Origin of the sequence: Streptomyces spongiicola (assembly GCF_003122365.1) — a bacterium.
GTDB lineage: Bacteria > Actinomycetota > Actinomycetes > Streptomycetales > Streptomycetaceae > Streptomyces > Streptomyces spongiicola.
Genome location: NZ_CP029254.1, coordinates 2552501 through 2575501, shown reverse-complemented (window position 1 = coordinate 2575501; position 23001 = coordinate 2552501). Strand labels below are relative to the sequence as shown.

Annotated in this window: 15 protein-coding genes and 2 pseudogenes (1 of these 17 running past the window's edge); 12 read left to right on the top strand and 5 right to left on the bottom strand. The window is 75.0% G+C overall.

What is annotated here, in order from left to right; translation table 11 throughout:
- The first annotated feature begins 272 nt into the window (after positions 1–272).
- The 5 genes and pseudogenes from DDQ41_RS11125 to DDQ41_RS11110 form a co-directional block, all read left to right on the top strand.
- Complete coding sequence (locus DDQ41_RS11125) at positions 273–1799, top strand: hypothetical protein (RefSeq protein ID WP_109294358.1); 1527 nt, start codon at positions 273–275, stop codon at positions 1797–1799.
- A 151-nt stretch (positions 1800–1950) separates the two neighbouring features.
- On the top strand, positions 1951–2913 hold the full coding sequence (locus tag DDQ41_RS11120; RefSeq protein WP_109294357.1) for a hypothetical protein: 963 nt from the start codon (positions 1951–1953) through the stop codon (positions 2911–2913).
- A 102-nt stretch (positions 2914–3015) separates the two neighbouring features.
- The gene (locus tag DDQ41_RS11115) at positions 3016–5898 is read left to right on the top strand and encodes a hypothetical protein (protein WP_449451395.1); all 2883 of its coding nucleotides are present in this window, start codon (positions 3016–3018) and stop codon (positions 5896–5898) included.
- A pseudogene (locus DDQ41_RS33210) lies at positions 5895–6152 on the top strand (transglutaminase family protein); the annotation flags it as partial. The gene DDQ41_RS11115 and the pseudogene DDQ41_RS33210, both read left to right, overlap by 4 nt.
- A gap of 21 nt (positions 6153–6173) precedes the next feature.
- Positions 6174–8147 (top strand): annotated as a pseudogene (locus DDQ41_RS11110) (hypothetical protein); the annotation flags it as partial.
- A 28-nt stretch (positions 8148–8175) separates the two neighbouring features.
- On the opposite strand, the gene DDQ41_RS11105 reads toward DDQ41_RS11110, so the two are convergent.
- Positions 8176–8613 carry a hypothetical protein gene (locus DDQ41_RS11105; RefSeq protein WP_245991450.1) on the bottom strand — a complete coding sequence of 146 codons (438 nt, stop codon included), beginning with the start codon at positions 8611–8613 and terminating at the stop codon, positions 8176–8178.
- A gap of 454 nt (positions 8614–9067) precedes the next feature.
- Between DDQ41_RS11105 and DDQ41_RS11100 the strand changes: the two genes are divergently transcribed.
- From DDQ41_RS11100 to DDQ41_RS11085, 4 genes are read left to right on the top strand one after another with little or no spacing between them, the layout of a single operon-like run.
- A complete protein-coding gene (locus DDQ41_RS11100) occupies positions 9068–12034 on the top strand; it encodes a sensor histidine kinase (RefSeq protein ID WP_109294355.1) in 2967 nt (988 codons plus the stop codon).
- A complete protein-coding gene (locus tag DDQ41_RS11095) occupies positions 12031–12465 on the top strand; it encodes a roadblock/LC7 domain-containing protein (RefSeq protein WP_109294354.1) in 435 nt (144 codons plus the stop codon). Before DDQ41_RS11100 ends, DDQ41_RS11095 begins: the two co-directional genes overlap by 4 nt.
- Before the next feature lie 11 nt (positions 12466–12476).
- Positions 12477–12881, top strand: a complete 405-nt coding sequence (locus DDQ41_RS11090; protein ID WP_109294353.1) for a DUF742 domain-containing protein — start codon at positions 12477–12479, stop codon at positions 12879–12881.
- A complete protein-coding gene (locus DDQ41_RS11085) occupies positions 12862–13467 on the top strand; it encodes a GTP-binding protein (protein ID WP_109294352.1) in 606 nt (201 codons plus the stop codon). Before DDQ41_RS11090 ends, DDQ41_RS11085 begins: the two co-directional genes overlap by 20 nt.
- Before the next feature lie 185 nt (positions 13468–13652).
- Here the strand turns inward: DDQ41_RS11085 and DDQ41_RS11080 are convergent, their stop codons facing one another.
- A complete protein-coding gene (locus DDQ41_RS11080; RefSeq protein WP_217364426.1) occupies positions 13653–14840 on the bottom strand; it encodes a lipid-transfer protein in 1188 nt (395 codons plus the stop codon).
- Positions 14837–15268: a Zn-ribbon domain-containing OB-fold protein gene (locus DDQ41_RS11075; RefSeq protein ID WP_109294351.1), complete on the bottom strand. Its 432-nt coding sequence runs from the start codon at positions 15266–15268 to the stop codon at positions 14837–14839. Before DDQ41_RS11075 ends, DDQ41_RS11080 begins: the two co-directional genes overlap by 4 nt.
- Positions 15269–15690: 422 nt before the next feature.
- Between DDQ41_RS11075 and DDQ41_RS11070 the strand changes: the two genes are divergently transcribed.
- Positions 15691–16269 (top strand): NUDIX domain-containing protein, encoded by a 579-nt coding sequence (locus DDQ41_RS11070; RefSeq protein WP_109294350.1) that lies wholly within the window; start codon positions 15691–15693, stop codon positions 16267–16269.
- On the opposite strand, the gene DDQ41_RS11065 is transcribed toward DDQ41_RS11070, so the two are convergent.
- Complete coding sequence (locus DDQ41_RS11065; protein ID WP_109294349.1) at positions 16260–18641, bottom strand: glycoside hydrolase family 31 protein; 2382 nt, start codon at positions 18639–18641, stop codon at positions 16260–16262. The genes DDQ41_RS11070 and DDQ41_RS11065 overlap by 10 nt on opposite strands.
- A gap of 310 nt (positions 18642–18951) precedes the next feature.
- Here DDQ41_RS11065 and DDQ41_RS11060 point away from each other — a divergent pair, with 310 nt between their 5' ends.
- Together DDQ41_RS11060 and DDQ41_RS11055 are read left to right on the top strand one after the other, a co-directional pair.
- Positions 18952–20940 carry an acetoacetate--CoA ligase gene (locus DDQ41_RS11060; protein WP_109294348.1) on the top strand — a complete coding sequence of 663 codons (1989 nt, stop codon included), beginning with the start codon at positions 18952–18954 and terminating at the stop codon, positions 20938–20940.
- Between the two features lie 107 nt (positions 20941–21047).
- Positions 21048–22097 carry a hypothetical protein gene (locus DDQ41_RS11055; RefSeq protein WP_109294347.1) on the top strand — a complete coding sequence of 350 codons (1050 nt, stop codon included), beginning with the start codon at positions 21048–21050 and terminating at the stop codon, positions 22095–22097.
- Between the two features lie 180 nt (positions 22098–22277).
- Here DDQ41_RS11055 and ptsP read toward each other — a convergent pair whose 3' ends face one another.
- A protein-coding gene (ptsP, locus tag DDQ41_RS11050; RefSeq protein ID WP_109294346.1) for a phosphoenolpyruvate--protein phosphotransferase crosses the window boundary here: on the bottom strand, positions 22278–23001 show its 3' portion. 947 nt of this gene lie beyond the right edge of the window; 724 of the gene's 1671 nt are visible here — the last part of the coding sequence; the start codon falls outside the window, past its right edge; its stop codon occupies positions 22278–22280.

Here is a 23001-nt window from a genome sequence, read left to right as displayed (position 1 = left end):
GGATCTCCACGAGCCGTATCTCACGCGAAACCTGAATGTTCCGGGAGAGGTTGGGGCGGTCAGCCGCGAAACGGCCGAGCGGCTCCCCGCCGACCGCCTCGACGATTCCCGAGCGGCGCTCGCCGGGGTGTACGGCGGGCCGGTGCCGGACGCGGGAGCGGCCGGGCGCCGAAGGCCCGGAGGGGTCGCGCCGATCGCGGCGGAGCCGCGCCGACAGCGGGGTTTCTGCGCCGTTTCGACCGGTGTCGGTGCGAGGACCTAGTCTGTGCTCCGTGACTTCGCCTGCCTCGACGGAATCCGTTCCGCCCCAGCTCAGCGCGGGGCCGCGCCCCGCGCAGGGCCCGGCCGCCGACGAAGGGCTCGCGCGGCGGCTCCGCGCGCTCGCGTGCACCGCGCCGCTGCACGACCTGGACGCCCGCAAGGCGAACCTCGCGGGCGAGTTCTCGGTCTACGCGATGGCGGAGGTCGCCCTCGCGGCCATCGACCTCGTCACGCTCAACATGGACTTCGACACCGGCGCCGACCACGAGCAGATAGTGGCCAGGCTGCTGCCGCGCATCGCGGCCCAGGCCCCGCAGCGCCCCGCCGCCGAGCACGAGCGAGTGGCGCGCTGGGTTCTGGAGAACCTGATCAACGTCGGCAGCGTCGACCGCGGTTTCCGCGCGGTGTACGGCACTTTCGGCCCGGACGGCGCCTATGTCCGGCGGGACTACGACTTCAAGCTCGTCGAGGAGGTACCCGGCTGCGGCGGGAGCCTCTATCTGCGCACCACGGACGAGGCGGTGAACGTCCTCGTCGGCGCCCTCGACACCGACGTCACCAGCGCGCAGATCGCCGCGGAGGTGAAGCTGGAGGTGCTGATCAGCCGAGGCCGGCTCGCCGACGCCCAGCTCGCGGCCGAGCAGGCCCGCTACCGGACCGTGCAGTACGCGGAGACGCTGCGCAGGACCCTCGAGGCCACCCGGCGCGATGTGCGCGCCGTCGACTGGCTCAACGCCGTGCCCGACATGATCGCCGAGGCGCTCGACCACGTCGCCGACCGCTACCGCCACGAGAACGCGATCCTCACCAACATCCGCAAGGCACGGGACGAGGCGGAGGACCCCGAGCACAAGCGCCGGGCGGCGGAGCTGGTCGACATCGTCAAGGACTGCATCCGCCGCCACACCCGACTCCAGTCCCGGCTGCTGGAAGCCGGCCCGCTCTTCCGCGCCGAGCAGGACCGCCAGGCGTTCGCGGCGCCGGCCGCCCGCTCCGGGGTCGACCTGTACGGCCACCTGGTCGCACCGCTGCTGCCCCTGCCCGCCGAACAGGCCATCCGCGTCACCGACGCGTACTTCTCACGGGGCACGGGGCCCCGCACCCCGGTGTCGGTCCGCGTCGCGGACCTCGTCGACATGCTGCTCAGCCCTCCCGCGGAGCGCGAGCACCTGGGCGCCGAGCTGCCCGAGCCCGATCTGATCGCGACCCCGGACGACAGCCGCTTCAGCGAGGAGCAGCTGGCGAGGGCCATGGAACTGCTCGACCTGGAGCACGACGCGCCGCGCCGGCTCTCCGGTCTCCTCGCCGACGCGCGCCGCCTCGATCCGGACCTGCCCTATCTCGTCGCCCTCCTCGCCGTCCACGCTGCCAGTCCTCCGGTCGGCACGGCCTACCGCCAGGGCGAGGAGCGGTTGCTGTTCGCCGTCGACGACGGTGCCGAACTGGACGATCCCGAATTCGGCGGCGCCGACCTGATCGTGGGCACCGCCCTGCTGGACGCGGCAGGCATGGCCGCCGACCGCGCGGAGGCGGCGTGACGCCCCGGCGGGGGTCCGGTGCCCCCGCGCTGCCCGGCCCGCACCTCCGGCGCGCCCCGAGGGCCGCCGTCCCGGCCGCCCGCACGGCGCGCCCGGAAACCACCCGAAACCGCGCCCGCGATCCCCACCACCGCGCAGAGGAGCACCAGCCGTGAGCGACCAGCACGCAGAGCACGCCGGGCCCCGGCGTGAGGCGGACGTGCCGGAGCCGCCGTCCGGGCCCCGTCGAGAGGCGGACGTGCCGTCCGGGCCGCCGCTAGGGCCGGACTCCGGCGCGACGCCCGCCGCCACCGGCCCCACTCCCGCCGACGCGGCCGACGCCGCACGGCTCGTCTCCTTCGGGCTGCAGCCCAAACTGCCGCCCGCCCGCGACGCCGAGTACGCCGAACTGCTGCGGCGCTATCGCGAGGAGCCCGCCTTCGCCCGCCTCGCCGACGCCGTTGCCACCGGCCTCGGCCTGATCGTCCTGGAGGTCTCGCCCCGTGCCGGGATGGCCGTGGCCGCCGCCGAGGACTCCGTCTTCGCCGTCCGCATGGGCGACTACGCCCGGCGCGCCTCCGCCGAATCCGCCGACCGGTTCCTCCACGGCCTCGCCCATCTCGCCGTCGCGGCACTGGCGTTCCCCCGCCCCGAGGACCTCGCCGACGACGGCTACATCGGCCGGATCACCGTCAACGGCGTCGACGCCTTCGTACGGCAGGCCTGCCGCCGTCTGGAGGAGCGCGCCGAGGAGCACGGCGAGAACACCGACCCCGCCTCCGACTCGCCGGGCCTCGAAGCCGCGTGGCGGATCTACGCGCGGCGCAGCGCCACCGGAGCCACCAAGGACGCCCGCCGTCTCGCCGGCTCCACCACGGGCATCATCGCCAAGGCGGTCGCCTTCCTCACCGACTCCGGTTTCCTGCAGCGCACCGGTGACGACTCCGGCGGCGCCTACCGGACGACCGCCCGCTACCAGCTGCAGGTCCGCGACATGGCGGGCGGTGCCGCCCTGGCGGAACTGCTGGCACTCGGCGTCGTCCCGGTCACCGACGGTTCCGCCACGCTGGTGCCGGCGCCGGACGCCGACGGCCTGGAGCTGGCGGCCGACGCCGGCCTCCCCTTCCACTCCTGACCCGCGGGCGGCGGCACCCCGTCCGCCGGCCGAACCCGCCCGCCCTCCGACCACCTTCCTCGACCACGCCGAGAACGACGAGAACGACGAGAGTCCGCCGCCATGTACGAGCTGTCCCGGGTACGCCTCTACTCCATCGGGCCCGCCGGTGCGCGCTATGCCGACACCGTGCTGGACCTGCGCGGAGTCGGCGCGCCCGTGCCCGACCCGGCCCCGACGCAGGCCGAGTTCTTCGAGGAGGAGCCGGTCGGTCCGCCCCGCCGCCCGGCACCCGCGGGCGTGCTCTTCCTGGAGAACGGCGGCGGCAAGTCGGTCCTCCTCAAGCTGATCTTCTCGGTGATGCTGCCCGGCCACCGGAACACCCTCGGCGGTGCCAGCTCCGGGGTGCTGCGCAAGTTCCTGCTCGCCGACGACTGCGGCCATGTCGCCCTGGAGTGGCAGCACACCCTCACCGGCGAGCTGGTGGTGGTCGGCAAGGCCAGCGAGTGGCGCGGCCGCCAGGTCTCCAACGACCCCCGGAAGTTCGCCGAGGCCTGGTACTCCTTCCGGCCCGGTCCCGGCCTCAGCCTGGACTCGCTGCCCGTGGCCGAGTCCACCCCCGTCCGCCCGCCCGTCGAGGGCGCCTCCGGTGCCCGGGGCCGCCGTCGCACCATGAAGGGCTTCCGCGACGCCATCACCGAGGCGGGCAAGGCGTACCCCCACCTGGAGGTGTACTGGGAGGAGATCCACGACCGCTGGAACGAGCACCTCGGCGACCTCGGGCTGGATCCCGAACTCTTCCGCTACCAGCGGGAGATGAACGCGGACGAGGGAGAGGCCGCCGGCCTGTTCGCGGTCAAGAAGGACTCCGACTTCACGGATCTGCTGCTGCGCGCCGTCACCGACACCCGCGACACCGACGGGCTCGCCGACCTCGTCAGCGGATTCGCCGGCAAACTGGGCCGCCGCGCCGAACTCATCGCCGAACGGGACTTCACCGCGGGCTCCGCCGACCTCCTCGGCCGCATCGTGGAGGCGGCCGACGCCCGGGCCAGGGCGCGCGACATCCACCTCGGAGCGGAGCGCCGCACCCGGGCGCTCGCGCGCCGGCTGTCCGCCAGGGCGGGAGAGGAACGCTCCCGCGCCGCCGAACTCGCCCAGCAGGTCACCGCCGCCGCGCACACCGTCACCGAGGCGGAGCGGGCCCGCGGCCACAGCTCCCTGATCGCGTCCGAACTGGCCTACCGGCATGCCTCCCTGGCCCTCACCGCCGCTGAGCGGGCCGCCGCCGCCCGGCGGCGCGAACTGACCGACGCCCGCACCCTCTACTCCGCCTGGCAGGCCGCCGAGGCGGTGCTCCGCCACCGCGCCTCCGCGGACCGCGCCGCGCGTGTGGCCGCCGCCATCCGCGACGCCGAGCGGGACGCCGCACCGGCGCTGGCGGCCCGCGCGAGGGCCGCCGCCGACCTCGTGCGGGCCCTGCACTCCGCCGCCGGCGACGGCGAGCGCCTGGCCAACGAGGAGGAGGAGCGCTCCGCCGCCCTCCAGGAGACCGGCGAGGCCGCCCACCGCGACGCCACCGCCGCCGCCACCGACGCACAGCGGGCGCGCAGCGAGGCCGGCCATCTGCGCCAACGCCTCGCCGAGGTCGGACAGGAGACCGCGGAGGCCGTCCGCGCCGGCTGGCTCGACGACAGCGCTGCCGACGCCGACCCCGCAGGGGCCGCCCTCGCCGCCAGTGACGCCGAGAAGAGCGCCGTCGCCGCCTGGGACGCGGCACGCGAGGCCGCCCGCTCGGCCGCGGAGCGCGCCCGGGACACCGCGGCCGCCGAGACCCGCGCGGAACTGGCCGCGGCCCGTGCCGCGGACGCCGCCCAGGCGGCCGCCCACGCCCACGAGGCCGAGCGGCTCGCGGCGGCCTCCATCGCCGAGTCCGATCGCCTCGTCGAACTGCTGAGCCTGCCGGCGCCCGCCGGCCCGGCGGAGGTCCCGGGACCCCGGCGCGAGCCGTCCCCGGAACCGGCCGGAACCGCCCCGGCCGGCACCCGGGCGACCCTGCCGGCCCAGGCGGCCGGCGGCGGCCGGGCCGATGCCGATGCCGCTGCCCCGCGAACCGCGGGTGCCCGGCACCCGGATGGCCCGGGGCGCGATCGGGACGCCGAAGGCCCCCTCACCGCCGAGGAGTTCGACCGCTGCGCCGACGCACTGCGCGAGCTGCTCGACCAGGGCGTCGCGGCAGCCGAGCGCCAGCTGTTCGACCTGAGGACCGCGGCCGCGGACGACTCCCGCATCCTCGGAGCCCTCGGCGACGGCGGTCTGCTGCCCCCGGGCCCCGACGTCCTCGCGACCGTCGAGTTCCTCGGCGAGCACGGCATCCCGGCGCTGCCCGGCTGGCGCTATCTCGCCCAGGCCGTCGCCCCGGCCGACCACGCCGCCGTGCTCGCCGCACGGCCGGAGCTGGTCGACGGTGTGGTGATCACCGACCCCGGGTCGTACGCCCGTGCCCGCGAGGCGCTGACCGGGGCAGCCCTGCTGCCGCGTTCCGCCGTCGCCGTCGGTACCGCCGCCGCGCTGCTCGCCCCCGTGCCGGACCCGGCGGGCGGGACGGACACCGGCGTGTTCCTCGTGCCGCCGAACCCGGCCATGCACGACGAGCACGCCGCGGACGAGGAGCGCCAGGCCCTCCGGACCCGGGCCGCGGCACGGGACGAGGAGATCAGGACGCTCGCCGCCCGGCTGGCGGGTGACCGGGCCCTCGCCGCCCGCATCGGCTCCTGGCGCGCCGACTGCCCGCCCGGCATGCTCACCGAGCTCGCCCGGGCCGCGCACACCGCCCGGGAGGCGGCCGGGGCGGCCGAGGCGGTGCTCGCCGAGGCCCGCACCGCCAGGGCCGAGGCCGAGGAGGCCGCCGCCGACACCGCCCGGGTGCGCGACGAGCGGCAGGACGCGGCCCAGCGGGCGCCGCCCTCGTGCAGTGGCTCTCCCTGCCGGCCGAGAACTTCATGATCGATCCGGGCACCGACGTCGAGGGCAAGCCGCGGCTGGACGAGGCGGAACTCGACGCCGCCGGGATCGAGTTGGACCGGCTCGCGGGACTGCTGCCCTACGGGATCACCGGCCCGTACAACTGGGTGGCAGCGCTGTCGTCACTGCTCGGCGAGCGCTGCGGCTTCCACGGCACCCCCGACTGCTACCAGCGGCTGGAGTCCTCGCTCCTGCACGAGGTACTGCGCCGCCGCCGCGGCCTGCCGATCCTGCTCTCGGTCGTCTGGATGGAGGGGGCCCGCCGCGCCGCCGACGCGCTCGCCGGGCTGGCCTTCCGGCTCCGCGAGCGCGCCGGCTGGCAGGCGCGACTGCGTGAACTGGCCGGCGAGGCGACCGAGTCCGACGCCCGCGCCGCGTCCTGCCTGGAACGGGCGAGAGCCGCGGACCAGGACCGCCGCGCCGCCCAGCGCGCCGCGGACGACGCCCGGCGCACCGCACGCGCCCTCCGTGCGGAGCGGGCCGAGATCGCCGGCGCGCCGGAACCGCTGACCGGGCCCGACGAGACCGCCGGCGCCCCGCGGCCCTCGCTGCCGGCCCTGCGGGAGGCCTACCGCGCCGCCTCACAGCTGTACGAGAAGGTCGGCGTCGGCGCCGACCTCCGCGCCGAACAGGCCCGCGCCGAGAGCGACGAGAGCGCCGCACTCGCCGAACTCGACCGGCTCACCAACAAGGTCCGCACCCGCGCCGCCCAGTTGCTGGAGGGTACCGACGGCGCGGACGGCCCCTCCCGCCAGGCCGCCGCGGCCCGCGCCGAGGCGCGGGTGCAGATGCTGGAGACCCGGGCCTCGGAGGCCAGCGAGAAGCTGGGCCGGCTGCGCGGCGAGGCCGAGCGCCTCGCACCCGCCGACGGCGACGCGCACACCGGACTCCCCGGGGAACTCGAACCCTCGGACGCCCGGCACGCCCAGGTCCTGCTGCGGACCGCCACCGGCGAACTGGCCGCCCGTACCGGGGCGCTGGACACCGCCCGTGCGAGACACGCCGAGCTGCTGCGCGCCCACCGGACCGCCGAGGACGCGGCGAGCGGCTTCGACGAGACGGCGGCCCTCCTGCGCGACCTGCTCAGGGACCACTCCGAGGAGGACCGGGAGGAGCCCGGGCCGTACCCGGGGGGCCTCGACGAGGCCAGGCACTCGGCCGCCGAGGCCCGCCGCTCACTGCGCGGCTGCGCGGCCGAGCTGTCCGCCGCCGAGTCGGCCGTGCGCGAGGCGAGCGACGTGCTGGTGCGGCACGCCAACTCCACCCGCTACGAGGCGGTCCGCACCCCGGCCCGGCTCCAGATCCGCGAGCTGCCGGCGTCCGCACTGCCGGAGCACGCGGCGCGCTGGGCCGACGCGTTCGCACCGCGGCTGCGGGTCCTGACCGACGAACTGGCCCAGCTGGAGCGCAACCGCGACTCCATCGTGGACCGCCTGCGCGGACTGGTCGAGTCCGCCCTCACCACGCTCCGCTCCGCGCAGCGGCTCTCCCGGCTGCCCGAGGGGCTGGGGGAGTGGTCGGGGCAGGAGTTCCTGCGGATCCGCTTCGAGGAGCCCGACCAGGCGACGCTCACCGGGCGTCTCGGGGAGGTCGTCGACGAGGCCACCCGCGCCGCGGTGCGGAAGAACTCCGACCTGAGCCGGGACGGCATGTCCCTGCTGCTGCGAGCCGTCCGGGCGGCCCTCGAACCGAAGGGCGTGGCCGTGGAGATCCTCAAGCCGGACGCGGTACTGCGCGCCGAGCGGGTACCGGTCGGCCAGATGGGCGACGTCTTCTCCGGGGGCCAGCTGCTCACCGCGGCCATCGCGCTCTACTGCACCATGGCCGCACTGCGCAGCAACGACCGGGGCCGGGACAAGCACCGGCATGCCGGGACGCTGTTCCTGGACAACCCCATCGGCCGGGCCAACGCCACCTATCTGCTGGAGTTGCAGCGCGCCGTGTCGGACGCCCTGGGAGTCCAGCTGCTCTACACCACGGGCCTGTTCGACACCACCGCCCTCGCCGAGTTCCCGCTGGTCATCAGGCTCCGCAATGACGCGGACCTGCGGGCGGGCCTGAAGTACATCAGCGTCGAGGAGCATCTGCGGCCCGGTCTGCCCCAGCAGCGCACCGACGGCGAGGCCGTGCACGGGGAGATCAGCGCGACGAGGATGTTCCGGCGAAGCGCGGACGAGCCGTCTCCGCCGCCCGCACCCGGTGAGAGCGGGGCCGTGCCCGGGGCCGGGTGACCGGGTCGGGCCCCGGCCCCCGGCCGGCTCAGGCCTGCGACAGCCTCCCGGCGGCTCTCCGCCGTATCCGTGCGGTCTCGCGCGCCTCGGCGCGGGCTGTCCGCCGCGCCTGCCGCCGCTCACGCCGCAGCCGGCGCGCCGTGCTGCTGGGGACCGAGACGACGCCGTGACGCTGGTTCCACACCTGGCGCGTCACCCACACGTCCAGTACGGCCCAGGTCGCGCCGACCGTGCTCGCCACGCTGCTGAGGACCATGGGGAACGCCAGCCACGACCCCGTCAGCGTGAGGAAGAAGGCCATCAACGCCTGCGTCACGGTCACCGCTGCCACGATCACGGCACGCACGGCCGCCGTGCGCACCGGGTCGGGCAGCCGCCGCCGTCCCACCGGCTCCTCGACCCAGAGCCCCCGCGGCACTTCCGTCTCGTCCGCCGTCGCCATGGTCTGTGCTCCGTCCCCGCTCATGTCCGGCCTGCGGGGTTGGCTACCCGCTTCCGGTACGCGCACGCCGGCGCGTCCGCAGGCGGTTTCCCCCGCAACTCCCGTTCAACTCCGTTCAAGTCCCGTCCCCCGTACACAAGGACGAACGGACGTCACGGAAGATTCCCCCGGGAGCAGGGATTTCCGGCCATACGTCCGTAAGGCGATTGCGTCGTCCCCGGTGCCGTCGGCCGCGGTCCCGAGCGTCAAGTCCGCGAATACCGGGACAACTGCTGATCAACGGCCCGGCGTCCGGCCGAAAAACGTCCGGACGAGTCTTCGAGTTGCCACTCCGTCAGTAGTAGGCTCACGCCGTTTGCTGGCGCAGGGAGACCGGTCCTGGGGCAACTCGGCACCTCTCACGACAGACAGCGGCACCACGCACCAAGCGGACATCACCACCCGCGCACCGTCCGCGCGGGTCGAGCTGGGGGAGGCCATGCGCTTTCGCGGGAAGTCCATCCGCCGGAAGATCGCAGCGCTGCTGCTCGTGCCGCTCGTCTCCCTGACCGCGCTGTGGGGTTTCGCCACCGCCCTGACCGGTCGCGAAGCGAAGCAACTGCTGGACGCCGGCTACATCTTCGAGAGGGTCGGCCGCCCCCTGGAGGACACCGTGCGGGTCATCCAGAAGGAGCGCCGGCAGACCCTGGTGTACCTCGCCGACCCCCGCGCCGCCGACTCCCTGGTGGCCCTGCGCGACCGGCGGACCCGGACCGACCAGGCGGTGGCCGGGATCCGTACCAGCGCACAGGACGCCGAGGTGAGGGACTCTCTCAGCCCTGATGTGTCCCGGCGCCTCGACCGGCTCCTCGAGGCGCTCGACGGCCTCGGCTCCCTGCGCCGGAACGTCGAGCAGAACGCCGTCAGCCGCGGCCAGGCACTGGAGTTCTACAACCGCCTGGTCGACCCCTGCTACGGCTTCCTCGCCTCCCTGAGCGGCCTGGACAGCGCGGAGCTGGAGAGGCAGGGCCGGGCCCTGGTCGGAGTGGTGCGCGCCCGCGAACTCCTCTCCCGCGAGGACGCCCTCGTGACCTCGTCGCTGGTCGCGGGCAAGGTCACCGCGCAGGAGATCCGCGCCGTGACCGATCTCGTCGCCAACCGCAAGCTCCTGTACGAGGTCAACCTCGAGGTGCTGCCCGCTTCCGAGCGCGAGATCGTCGAGCGGTACTGGAGCAGCCTCGACACCCAGCCACTGCGCGAGACCGAGGAGAGACTCCTCGCCGAGGGCGCCACGGACGAGCCGCGCGCCGTGGGTGCCGACCGGTGGCAGCAGCTGACCGGTCCCGTCCTGGAGGATCTGGCCGGCCACTTCACCGAGGCGAGCGACCGCTACCAGGACCGCGTTGAGCCCGCCGCGTACGGGGTGCTCGTCAAGGCGGGCATCGCCGGAGTCCTCGGCTTCCTGGCCCTTCTCGTCTCCGTCGTCGTCTCCGTGCGCATCGGCCGCGACCTCGTGCGTGCGCTGTCCCGGCTGCGCAAGGAGGCCCACGAGGTCTCCGGCGTCCGCCTCCCCGGCGTGATGCGCCGGCTCGCCGCGGGGGAGAACGTCGACGTGGAGACCGAGGCTCCGCACCTCGACTACGGCAGGGACGAGATCGGCCAGGTCGGCCAGGCGCTCAACACCCTCCAGCGGGCCGCCGTCGAGGCCGCCGTCAAACAGGCCGACGTGCGCCGCGGGGTCTCCGAGGTCTTCGTGAACCTCGCCCGCCGCAACCAGGTCCTGCTCCACCGCCAGCTCACCCTCCTCGACACGATGGAGCGCCGCACCGAGGACGCGGAGGAACTGGCGGACCTGTTCCGGCTCGACCACCTCACCACCCGGATGCGCAGGCACGCGGAGGGACTGGTGATCCTCTCGGGCTCCGCCCCCTCCCGGCAGTGGCGCAAGCCGATCCAGCTCATGGACGTCGTACGGGCCGCCGTCGCCGAGGTCGAGGACTACGAGCGGATCGAGGTCCGGCGGCTGGCCCGCGTCGGCGTGGCCGGCCCCGCGGTCTCCGACCTCACCCATCTCATCGCCGAACTGCTGGAGAACGCGACCGTGTTCTCGCCTCCGCACACCGGTGTGCAGGTGCACGGCGAGAGGGTCGCCAACGGCTTCACCCTGGAGATCCACGACCGGGGCCTCGGGATGGCCCCCGAGGCGCTGCTCGACGCCAACCTGCGGCTGGCCGAGACTCCCGAGTTCGAACTCTCCGACACCGACAGGCTCGGCCTGTTCGTCGTCAGCCGGCTCGCACGGCGGCAGAACGTGCGCGTCTCCCTGCAGCAGTCCCCGTACGGAGGCACCACCGCAGTCGTCTTCGTCCCGGCGGCCCTGCTCACCGACGCCCCCGACTCCGAGGGCACCGGTTTCCGCCTCGACCGCAAGCGCTCCCCGGGAGTCCCGGACGGCTCCCGCCGCCGCTTCGAGCCCGGCCGCCTCGAGGCCCTCTCGCAGATACCGGCCGCCCTCACGGGTCCCGCGGTGCTCGACGGCCCCGTCGAACTGGAGGCTCCCGTAGGCAGTCTGGGGTTCGATGACCGGCCGGCTCTCGGCGGCCGGGCCCGGCGCACCGGCACGGCCGGACCGATCGGCGCCGCCACGGCCGGCATCTCGAACCTCGAGAACACCGTGAACTTCGAGAACACCGAGTTCGAGAGCACCGAGAACGTCAGGGGGCTCGGGAGCATCGGGCGTATCGGGGGCGTCGGGGGTATCGGGAGCGTCGAGGAGACCGAGGGCGGGCGCCGCGGGCCGTTCCGGACCCGGGACTTCCCGCGCGCGCCGGAGGTGCAGCACCAGCAGGCCTCCGACCAGGTGCCGGAACGCCCCGGGAAGAGCGGACGGCCGGTGTCCGGGCGTCCGCCCTCCCTGCCGCGCCGCAAGCCGCCGACGCTGGTCGCGGACAACGGCCGCCGGGTCGACGGACGGGGCCGCCCGCACCCCCTGCCCGGATCCCCCGGGGAGGAGCCGGAACCCCCCGGCGCCGGCCCGGACTGCCCGGAGGGGCCCCTGCCCCCCGGTGCGGTCCGGCTCCCGCTGCGAGGCGAACCGGCCCGCCGCACCGGGCGCCCCGGGCGGCCCGGAGGCACGTCCCGGCAGCCGGACGAGGCGGATGCCGGCCGTGCCCCGGGAGCCGCCCGACCGGCCCGCGTCCCCTCCGGACCGACGGTCGGAGGACTGCCCCGCCGGGTCCGCCAGGCCAGCCTCGCACCCCAGTTGCGCGAGGCAGCCGGGGCCCCCGCCGCCGGGGCACCCGCGGTGGAGGACGTCCGGGACTTCGAACGTGACGCGGAGCAGGTCCGCGACCGCATGGCCTCGCTGCAGCACGGCTGGCAGCGCGGGCGTCGCCAGAACGCCGGGGAGGGCAGCCGCCCCGGCGAGACAGCACCAGGAACGACACCGGAGGGGGACGGTCGATGACCGCACCGAACGCCGCAGCAACCGACACGGCCAAGGACGGGGAGCTGAACTGGCTCCTCGACGAACTGGTCGGACGGGTCGGTGCCATCCGCAAGGCCCTCGTCCTCTCCGGTGACGGCCTGGCCACCGGCGCTTCCAAGGACCTCACCCGTGAGGACGGGGAGCATCTCGCCGCCGTGGCGTCCGGGTTCCACAGCCTTGCCAAGGGCGTGGGCCGCCACTTCGACGCGGGCCGGGTGCGCCAGACCGTCGTCGAGCTCGAGGACGCCTTCCTCTTCGTCACCGCCGCGGGCGACGGCAGCTGCCTGGCCGTGCTGTCCGACGCCGACTCCGACGTCGGGCTGGTCGCCTACGAGATGACCCTGATGGTCAAGCGCGTCGGCGCCCACCTCGCGACGGCACCCCGGGCCGGACTGACCGCAGGAGGGTGAGTGGGCGGGCCATGACTGACGGCAGGCAGCAGGTCCGGCAAGCCCCCCGGTGGTTCGACGACGAAGCCGGCCCGGTCGTCCGGCCCTACGCGATGACCCGTGGCCGGACCGCCGGTACCACGGAGCACCGGCTCGACCTGATCGCGCTCGTCGTGCCCGAACCGGCGGCCCACGACCCCGGCCGGGACCAGACGCTCTCCCCGGAGCAGGTGGAGATCGTCGAACGCTGCCGCACCACCCCGGAGTCGATCGCCGAGCTCGCCGCCGGCCTGGACCTCCCCGTCGGGGTGATCCGGGTTCTCGTGGGCGACCTCGTCGACGGCGCGCTGGTGCGTGTGACCCGTCCCGTTCCGCCGGCCGAGCTGCCGGACGTCAGCATCCTCCGCGAGGTGATCAATGGTCTTCGGGCGCTCTAGCCGACGGGATGCGCCGGTGGAGCCGGTGACACTGAAGATCCTCGTGGCCGGCGGCTTCGGGGCCGGCAAGACCACCCTCGTGGGCGCGGTCAGCGAGATCAGGCCGCTGCGTACCGAGGAGGCCCTCAGCGAGGCCGGCCGGCCCGTGGACGACCTCGAAGGGGTGGAGTCCAAGAGCACGACGACCGTCGCGATGGACTTCGGCCGGATCACGCTGCGCGAGGACCTCGTCCTCTACCTCTTCGGCACTCCCGGCCAGGACCGGTTCTGGTTCCTCTGGGACGAGCTGGCGCAGGGCGCCCTCGGCGCGGTGGTGCTCGCCGACACCCGCCGCCTGGAGGACTCCTTCGCGCCGATCGACTACTTCGAGCGGCGCGGTATCCCGTTCACCGTGGGGGTCAACCGCTTCGAGGGCGCCGACGATTACCCCGAGGAGACCGTGCGGGCGGCCCTCGACCTCGACCCCGAGGTGCCGCTCCTCATGTGCGACGCCCGTGAGCGGGAGTCCGTCAAGTCGGTGCTGGTGGCGGTCGTGGAGCACGCCCTGGCGCGGTCCGCCGGGGAGCGTGAGCCCGCGGCGCCCTGAGCCGCGCCCGACCGGTGACCGCCCCTCGGGCACGGCGCGGCACGGCCCCTACCCGGAACTCGGGGCAACGGGCGGAGACCGCTCCCCACCGGGGCACCGGCCCAGCACACCACCACAGCCCAGCCCAGCACACCACAGCCCAGCCATGGCCGGGCCGGGGCGGGCGCGCGACGGACCGGGACCGCTCACCTGACCGCGACGACCGCCGAGCCATGGCCGAACAGCCCCTGGTTCGCGGTCATTCCGGCGCGCGCCCCCGGCACCTGGCGGGCGCCCGCCGTTCCCCGGAGCTGCCAGGTCAGTTCGCACACCTGGGCGATGGCCTGGGCGGGTACGGCCTCCCCGAACGACGCCAGCCCCCCGCTCGTGTTGACCGGGATCCGGCCGCCCAGAGCCGTCGCCCCCGCGCGCAGCAGCCCGGCGCCCTCACCCGGCCGGCACAGCCCCAGGTCCTCGTACCACTGCAACTCCATCGCGGTGGACAGGTCGTACACCTCCGCGAGCGACAGGTCCTCGGGCCCGAGAGCGGCCTCCTCGTACGCGGCGCGGGCGATCGACTCGCGGAAGCCCGGGGCCGGCGGATCGACGGCGACCGCGGAGTCGGTGGCGATGTCCGGGAGCCCGGGCCCGCTTGCGGGGTAGACGGGGGTGACGGTGGAGACCGCGCGGATGCGGACCGGATCGCCCGCGCCGTGCCGGCGGGCGTACTCCATGCTCGACAGCACCAGCGCGGCGCCGCCGTCGGAGGTGGCGCAGACGTCCAGGAGCCGCAGCGGGTCGGCGACGACGGGGGACGCCGCGACCTGCCCGGCGCTCACGGCGGTCCGGTAGCGGGCATACGGGTTGAGCGCCCCGGCCGCCGCGTTCTTGACCTTGACCCGGGCGAAGTCGTCCGTGGTGTCACCGTGGAGGGCCATCCGGCGGCGTGCGTACAGGGCGAAGTAGGCCGGATTGGTCGCGCCGAGCAGCCGGAAGCGCAGCCAGTCCGGGTCGTCGGGCCGGTCGCCGCCGGCGGGTGCGAAGAACCCCTTGGGCGCGGAGTCGGCGCCGACGACCAGCACCACCTCGGCGATGCCCGCCAGGATCTGGGCCCGTGCGGTGTCGATGGCCTGCGCTCCCGAGGCGCAGGCCGCGTACACGCTGGTGACGCGTGCGCCCTGCCAGCCCAGTGCCTGGGCGAAGGCCGCCCCCGCGACATGGCCGGGATAGCCGCAGCGGAGGGTGCCGGCACCGACCACCGACCGGACGTCCGGCCAGTCGATCCCGGCGTCCGCGAGCGCGGCACCGGCGGCCGCCGTCCCGTACCCGATGAAACTCCGGCCCCACTTGCCCCACGGGTGCATGCCCGCGCCGAGCACCGCGACCTCGTTCAACGCTCCTCCTCCACCGGGCGCCAGTGCCAGGTCGTCCACGATGTGCCGGTGTCCTCGGAGAGGATCCCGGGCACCACCTCGACCTCCACGCCGACGCTCAGGTCCGCGACCGTCACGCCCGGGGCGGCCTGGCCGAGCACCACCATGCGCTCGGCCTCGAGTTCGACGGCGAGGAGCGTGTACGGCTCCCACGGGGCCTCCGGGTCGGAGACGTACGGCGCCGGCGGGCGGTAGCGGCCGTCCGTGTAGGACCACACGCGCCCCCGTTTGGACAGCGGCACCTCCGTGAGGGCGTCGCCCGCGCATGCGGGGTTGCGGCAGAGCGAGTCCTCGCGCGGGAAGAAGACCGCCGAGCAGGCGCCGCAGCGGGTGCCCAGCAGCCGGAACCCCTCCTCGTCCTCCGTGTCGGTGAACCAGCCCGCCACCACCGGTCTGCGTATCCGCGTCAAGGCCCCTCCCGGACGTCCGCACCCAAGGAACTGACGATGTGTCAGAACTGGGGTCAGTGTGCCACGCGCGGGGCACGGGCACGACCCGGGGCGACGCCCGATCGCGCACCCCCGGCCGGCCCGGGCGCCCGGATGCGCGGCACCCCCTGCGCGGCACCCCCTGCGCACAGGACCGCTCACCGACCGGTACGCGCCGAAGCGCGGCCGGAACCCACCGGCCGATCCCGGCCACCGCTTCCCGGCGGACGGTGGGCAACACACGCACGAGAGGAACCGCCGCCGCGCGTGCCGCGCGTGCCGACCGCGCCCGCTGTCCCGACCGCGCCCGCTGTCCCGACCGCCGCCGCTTCACCGGCCGGCGCACCGCGGAGCCCGCCGTCGTACGGAGGTAGGGTCGGCAGGTGACCGAGCCCCGCGACACCACACCCGGCACCGGCACCGGCACCGGAGCGGCCCGCCCGCCCGCGCACCGGACGCCCGTCCGGGACTCCCACTGCTCCAGCTGCGGGGCCCCGTACCACCGTCCGGCCGGCTGGCCGCGGCACTGCGCCGACTGCGGTGACACCGCCTACCGCAACCCCCTCCCCGTGGCCGTCGCCCTGCTCCCCGTCACCGGCGCGCGCACCACCGGACTCCTCGTCATCACCCGCACCGTCGAACCCCGGCGCGGCCGGGTCGCCCTGCCCGGCGGGTTCATCGACCGCGCCGAGGACTGGAAGCACGCCGTCGTCCGCGAGCTGAAGGAGGAGACCGGAATCGACGCCGCCCGCCAGGACGTCCGGCTCGCGGACGCCCTCAGCTCGGCCGGCGGACACCTGCTGCTCTTCGGCCTGCTCCCGCACCGTCCCGCGGACGACCTCCCGGCCTCGGCCCCGACCGACGAGACGGAGGGCTGGCACATCCTCCACGAGCCGGCCGAACTCGCCTTCCCACTGCACACCGAGGCGGTACGGAACTGGTTCGCGGGCCGCTACGGCTGAGACCTCCCGGGCGGGCGGGCCGCCACCCCGCCCCGCACCCGCACCGGACGCTCCGGCCGCACCGATCCGGCGTCGGACACCCGCTCCACCGCGACCAGGCCGCCCACCAGCCGTGACACGTACCGCTCCACCGCGGGCCGCACCCCCGGGGGGCCGTCCTCCACCACCGCGCCGCCGCCGCCGCGCCCCGGCGCCGGTGCCCACACCTCCAGTCCGGTCCGGCCGTCCTCCCCGGCACGGACCGGGATCACCGAGCCCGCCCGCGCGAGCACCGGGATCCGCGACAGCGGGGCGTCCAGCAGGACCTGCCCGGGGCCCTCGTACGATGCGCCGGACACCGTGTCGTACCAGAGCCCCCGCGGCAGCCGCACCGCCCGCCGGTCCGACCCGCGCTCCAGCACCGGCGCCACCAGCAGCGCGTCACCCAGCAGGAACGCGTCCTCGCAGTCGCGCAGCGCCCGGTCGCCCGGCGCCTCCCACCACAGCGGCCGCACATACGGGGCCCCGGTCAGCCGCGCCTGATGCGCCAGGGACACGAAGTACGGACGCAGCCGCTCCCGTTCGAGCAGCGCCGCCCTGGCGTGACCGAGGACCTGCGGACCGAACTCCCACGGCTCCCTGCGCCCCGCGCCGATCGCCGCGTGCGTACGGAACAGCGGCAGATACGCGCCCAACTGGAACCAGCGCAGGAACAACTCGGGCGACGGGCTCCCGTCGAACCCGCCCACGTCCGGACCCGAGTAGGGCACCCCGCACAGCCCCAGCCCCAGGACCAGCGACAGCGACGCCCGCAGCCCCGGCCAGCCGGTCGCCACATCACCCGACCAGGTCCCGCCGTACCGCTGCATGCCCACCCAGCCGGAGCGGGAGAAGAGGAACGGCCGTTCCCGCGGACGCAGCCTCCGCAGCGCCTCGTAGCCCGCCCGCGCCATCGCCAGGCCGTACACGTTGTGGGCCTCGCGGTGGTCGCCGCCCCGGCCCTCCAGGTGGTGCCGGGCCGAGCGGGGCAGCGTCATGTCGCCGAACGGGGTGAACGACACCGGCTCGTTCATGTCGTGCCACACCCCGGAGAAGCCCTGCGCCAGCCGCTCCCGGTACAGCCCTCCCCACCAGGCGCGGACCTCCGGATCGGTGAAGTCCGGATACACGCACTCACCGGGCCACACCTCACCGCGCACCGCGCGGCCCCGCCCGTCCCGGACGAACGCGCCGGCCGCCGCGCCCGCGTCGTACACCGCGTTGCCGGGCTCCGCCTTCACCGCCGGATCGACGATCGAGACGAGCCGCACCCCCTCCGCCCGGAGATCCGCCGCCAGCCGGGGCAGATCGGGGAAACGCTCCGCGTCGACGGTGAAGACCCGGTGGCCGTCGTAGTGGTCGATGTCCAGGTGCAGCGCCGACAGCGGCAGGCCCCGCTCCCGGTAGCCCGCCACCACCCGGCGCACCTCGCGCTCGCTGCCGAAGCCCCAGCGCGCGTGCTGCGGGCCCAGCGCCCACGACGGCGGCGGCACGGGCGCGCCCGTGAGCCCCGTCCACCCCCGCAGCACCCGGGCGGGGGTGCCCACGACCACCCAGCAGCGCAGCGGCCCGCCGGCCATCCGGACCTCGCTCGTGCCCGGCCGGTCGTGCCCCGACCCCGCCCCCTCCTCTCCCTCCCGCAGGGTGACCCGCCCCTCCCAGGAGTTGTCCAGGAACGCCAGATGGGTACCCGCGTCCGCGACCACCAGCTGCACCGGCATCGTGATGTACAGCGGATCGTCGCCCGGACCGAAGCTCCCGCGCGGATCGGTGTTCCACAACCGGTACGCGCCGTCCCTGAGGCGCGGCCCCGACGCCCGGCCGCCGAGGCCGAAGAACCGGGCGTCGGCGGGCACCTCACTGCGCTGGAGCCAGCGGGCGGGGCCGCCGCCGGCCGGCTCCCACCAGCGCGGGGGCAGATCCCGGCGCAGGACCACCCCGCCGGGTGTCCGGATCTCCACCCCGCCGTGCCGGGACACCGCGACCGTCACCCGCTCCGAGACGATCCGCCAGCCGCCGGCCTTGTCCGGCTCGAGCTCCGCCCGGGGGTCGGGCCGCGGAGGCGCGCCGGCCAGCGCGTAGGACGGCTCGGGCCCCGCACCGTCCCAGCCCCAGAACACGACGCCGGACGCCGTCACCGCCACCCGGAGCTCCGAACGGGCGAAGCGGACGGTCCCGCCGCCCGGCGAGGGCTCGGCCCCGGTCACGACACCCGGCACCCGCGCCCGCTCCCGGCCCCTCGGCGGCAGCCCCCAGGCGTCCGTACGCCTCCGGCGCCACGCCGAACGCGCCGCGCGCAGCCCCCGCACCGTCCCGAAGACCTTCACCGCGCGCGCCAGACCACGACCGTCCATGCCGCTCACCCTGCCATCCGCCGAGGCCGGGGCGGGGCCCGTTCAACCGGCGTTCACCCGCGGTACGAAGAGCCGCCCCTCGACGTGCCCGGCCCCGTCATCCGTGGTGAGACCACACAATCAGCCGTTCAGGCATGGGCGGGCGACCCTGGTGCGGAAGACGATCACATGGCATCGTCCCTGTCACCGTGCGAGGGCACACCCCCGCCCCGCGCGGACACCCACGTGACCACGTGCCGACCAGTGCCGACCAGTGCCGGCCAGTGCCGACCAGTGCCGGCCACGCACCCACCCGCCCGGGAGCCGCCCCATGACCTCAAGCGCGAACCCCGCCCCCCTCTGGCAGCCGGACGCCGACCGCATCGCGGCGGCCCGGATCACCCGCTTCCAGACCTGGGCCGCCGACCGCTACGGCGCACCCGCCGAGGGCGGGTACCCGGCCCTGCACCGCTGGTCCGTCGACCGGCTGGAGACCTTCTGGCAGGCGGTCGCCGACTGGTTCGACGTACGGTTCTCCACCCCCGGCGAACGCGTCCTCGCCGACCGCGCCATGCCCGGGGCCCGGTGGTTCCCCGGCGCCACACTCAACTACGCCGAGCACGCCCTCCGCACCGCCGAGGATCCCGCCCGCGCCCACGAGCCGGCCCTCATCCATCTGGACGAGGCACACGACCCGGCTCCCGTCAGCTGGGCCGAACTGCGCCGCCAGGTCGGATCACTCGCCGCCGAACTCCGCGCCCTCGGTGTACGCCCAGGCGACCGCGTCAGCGGCTATCTGCCCAACATCCCGCAGGCCGTGACCGCCCTCCTCGCCACCGCCGCCGTCGGCGCCACCTGGACCTCGTGCGCGCCCGACTTCGGCGCCCGCAGCGTCCTCGACCGCTTCCAGCAGGTCGAGCCGGTCGTCCTGTTCACCGTCGACGGCTACCGCTACGGCGGCAAGGAGCACGACCGCACCGACGCGGTCGCCGAACTCCGCCGCGAACTGCCCACCCTGCGCGCCGTCGTCCACGTCCCGCTGCTGGGCTCCCCGGCCCCCGAGGGCGCCCTGGAGTGGTCCGCGCTCACCGCAGGCGACGCCGAGCCCGTATTCGAGCAGGTTCCCTTCGACCACCCGCTGTGGGTCCTCTACTCCTCCGGCACGACCGGACTGCCCAAGGCCATCGTCCAGTCCCAGGGCGGAATCCTGCTGGAGCACTTCAAACAGCTCGGGCTGCACTGCGACCTCGGCCCCGGGGACCGCTTCTTCTGGTACACGTCCACCGGCTGGATGATGTGGAACTTCCTCGTCTCCGGACTCCTCACCGGCACCACCGTGGTGCTGTACGACGGCAGCCCCGGCCACCCGGACACCGGAGCCCAGTGGGCGATCGCCGAGCGCACCGGGGCCACCCTCTTCGGCACCTCCGCCGCCTACGTCATGGCCTGCCGAAAGGCCGGCGTGCACCCCTCGCGCGACCACGAACTCTCCGCGGTCCGCTGCGTCGCCACCACCGGCTCGCCCCTGCCGCCCGACGGCTTCCGCTGGCTGCACGAAGAGGTCGGCCAGGACCTGTGGATCGCGTCCGTCAGCGGCGGCACGGACGTCTGCAGCTGCTTCGCGGGCGCCGTGCCGACCCTGCCCGTCCACATCGGGGAACTCCAGGCCGCCTGCCTCGGCACCGACCTGCAGTCCTGGGACCCGCACGGCAGGCCCCTCGTCGGCGAGGTCGGCGAACTCGTCGTCACCAACCCCATGCCGTCCATGCCGATCCGCTTCTGGAACGACCCCGACGGCAGCCGCTACCGCGACAGCTACTTCGAGATGTTCCCCGGCGTCTGGCGGCACGGCGACTGGATCACGATCACCGGCCACGGCTCCGTCGTCATCCACGGCAGATCGGACTCCACTCTCAACCGCCAAGGCGTCCGCATGGGATCCGCCGACATCTACGAAGTGGTGGAGCGACTCCCCGAGATCAGGGAATCACTGGTCATCGGCCTCGAAGAACCGGACGGGGGCTACTGGATGCCGCTCTTCGTCCACCTCGCACCGGGCGCCGCCCTCGACGACGACCTGCGCTCCAGGATCAAGCGGACCATCCGCGAACAGCTCTCACCACGCCATGTCCCGGACGAGATCATCGAGGTCCCCGGCGTCCCGCACACCCTCACCGGCAAGCGCATCGAGGTCCCGGTCAAGCGCCTCCTCCAGGGAACCGCACTGACCAGGGCCGTGAACCCCGGCTCGGTGGACGACCTCGACCTGCTGCGCTTCTACGAGGACCTGGCGCGCGAGCGCGCCGCCGGGCGCGGCTGAACCCGAGCCGCCCGGCGCCCCTCCCCGTCACGCCACCGCGTTGTCAGTCCCCGCGGTTACGGTGAGTGAGCACCGGGCAACACCGCCCGAGCGAACAGGGGGGTTCCATGCAGCACGGAAAGCACGAGCCGACCGCCCGCACCACGATCCGCGGCAGGGACGGCGCACCCCGCGCGGATGACGGCCGGAACCGCGCGGATGACGGCCCGGACCGCACCGCGGCGCACTCCCGCTCCGGGCAGCACGAGCACGCGCGGGGACGCGTCCGGGCCAGGCGCGGCCGGCGGGAACGCCATCGGGCGCTGCGCCGCGACGTACCCGCCGTCGTCGGGCTCCTCGCCGACGACGAGGACTTCGCGGTCATGCGCCGGTACCCGACGTTCGCCTTCGACGACCATCCCGACTACCTCCGTCACGCGGAAGGCCTGCTCAAAGCACTGGCCGCGCAGTGCGGGCACACCACCGTGGCCCTCTTCGACCCGGAGGAGTTCGCCCACTACTGCCGGGAGACCGGGCTCGACCCCGACTCCTCCGCGAGCCGCAGCCGCTACACCGCGGAGGTCGCCGCCACCGGCCCGACCGTCGCGTACACCGGCCAGCCGCTGGACGAACTCGTTCCGCTGCTCCTCGACCGCACGGCCCGGCACGCCACCTGGCAGTACGCCACCTCCCTGCTCGACGCCCTGGGCAGCGGCCCGGACCGCGGCCCGGACCGAGGGGAGGACGCGGGCCGCTCGGCGTTCCGGCGTGCGTCGGGGCTGCTGGCCGGTCTGCTCGACGGCGCCGGCCCCGGGACCCACCACCTCGTCTGCAGCGTGCCTGCCGAGGAGGGGGAGCAACTCCTGGCGGTCCTCCACACCACACGACCCGCTGACGCGCCTGCCGTCCTCGACTCCTTCGAAGCCGCCGAGTTCACGGCGGTCCTGGCGGTCGGCGTCGCCCTCGAGAGCCCGGGCGGAGTCGTCCTCAGGACATCCGGGCCCGGCATCCCCGACCGGCTGCACGGCTGGCGGCTCCACGGCGGCCGGCTGCTCGCGCTCACCGAGGCCGAGGTCTTCAGCGCCTACTGCACGGACGCGGGCACCGGGGAGCCGCTCTCCCCGGAACCGGGCGTCGAGTACCGCGCGGGTTTCGACGTGGACGGCGAGCACCCGTAGGCCCGTCCCCGTGCCCGTCCCAGTCCCCCAGGCCCCCGTACCCGTCCCCGGGCGCACCCGGGCGCGCATCCACGGAGGAGGAACACCGGATGGGCGCACCGGGGGACCGCCGGAGGAGCAGCTGACGGGAGGAGGCTGCCCGCCGCACCGCGGGAAGCCCCTCCAGCCGCCGGCCGGCGGTCACTCCCCGGACAGCACCGCCTGCGCGGCACGCCGTGCCTCACCGGCGGAGTCCGCCGCCCGCGCCGCGGCGGCGGCACGCTCGCACTGGGCCAGTGTGTGCTTCGCCAGCGTCGCCCGTACATACGGGATGGACGCCGCACCCATCGAAAGGGAGGTGACACCCAGGCCCGTCAGCACGCACGCGAGCAGCGGGTCCGCCGCGGCCTCGCCGCACACTCCGCAGCTCTTCCCCTCGGCCGCGGCCGCCTCGGCGGACAGCGCGACCAGGTCGAGCAGAGCGGGCTGCCAGGGGTCCTGGAGCCGGGACACCGCACCCAGCTGGCGGTCGGCGGCGAAGGTGTACTGGGCCAGGTCATTCGTGCCCAGCGACAGGAACTCGACCTCCTGCAGCACCGACCGTGCCCGCAGGGCCGCGGACGGGATCTCGACCATCACGCCGTACTTCGCGTTCAGCCCGGCCTCGCGGCACGCCTGCGCGAACGCCCTGGCGTCCGCCCGGTCGGCCACCATCGGCGCCATGACCTCCAGGTACACGGGCAGCCCCTCGGCGGCCTTCGCCAGCGCGGTGAGCTGAGTGCGCAGCACCTCGGGGTGGTCGAGCAGCGTCCGCAGTCCCCGCACGCCCAGAGCCGGGTTCGGCTCGTCGGCAGGAGTCAGGAAGTCGAGCGGCTTGTCCGCGCCGGCGTCCAGCACCCGCACGACGACCCGTCCCTCGGGGAAC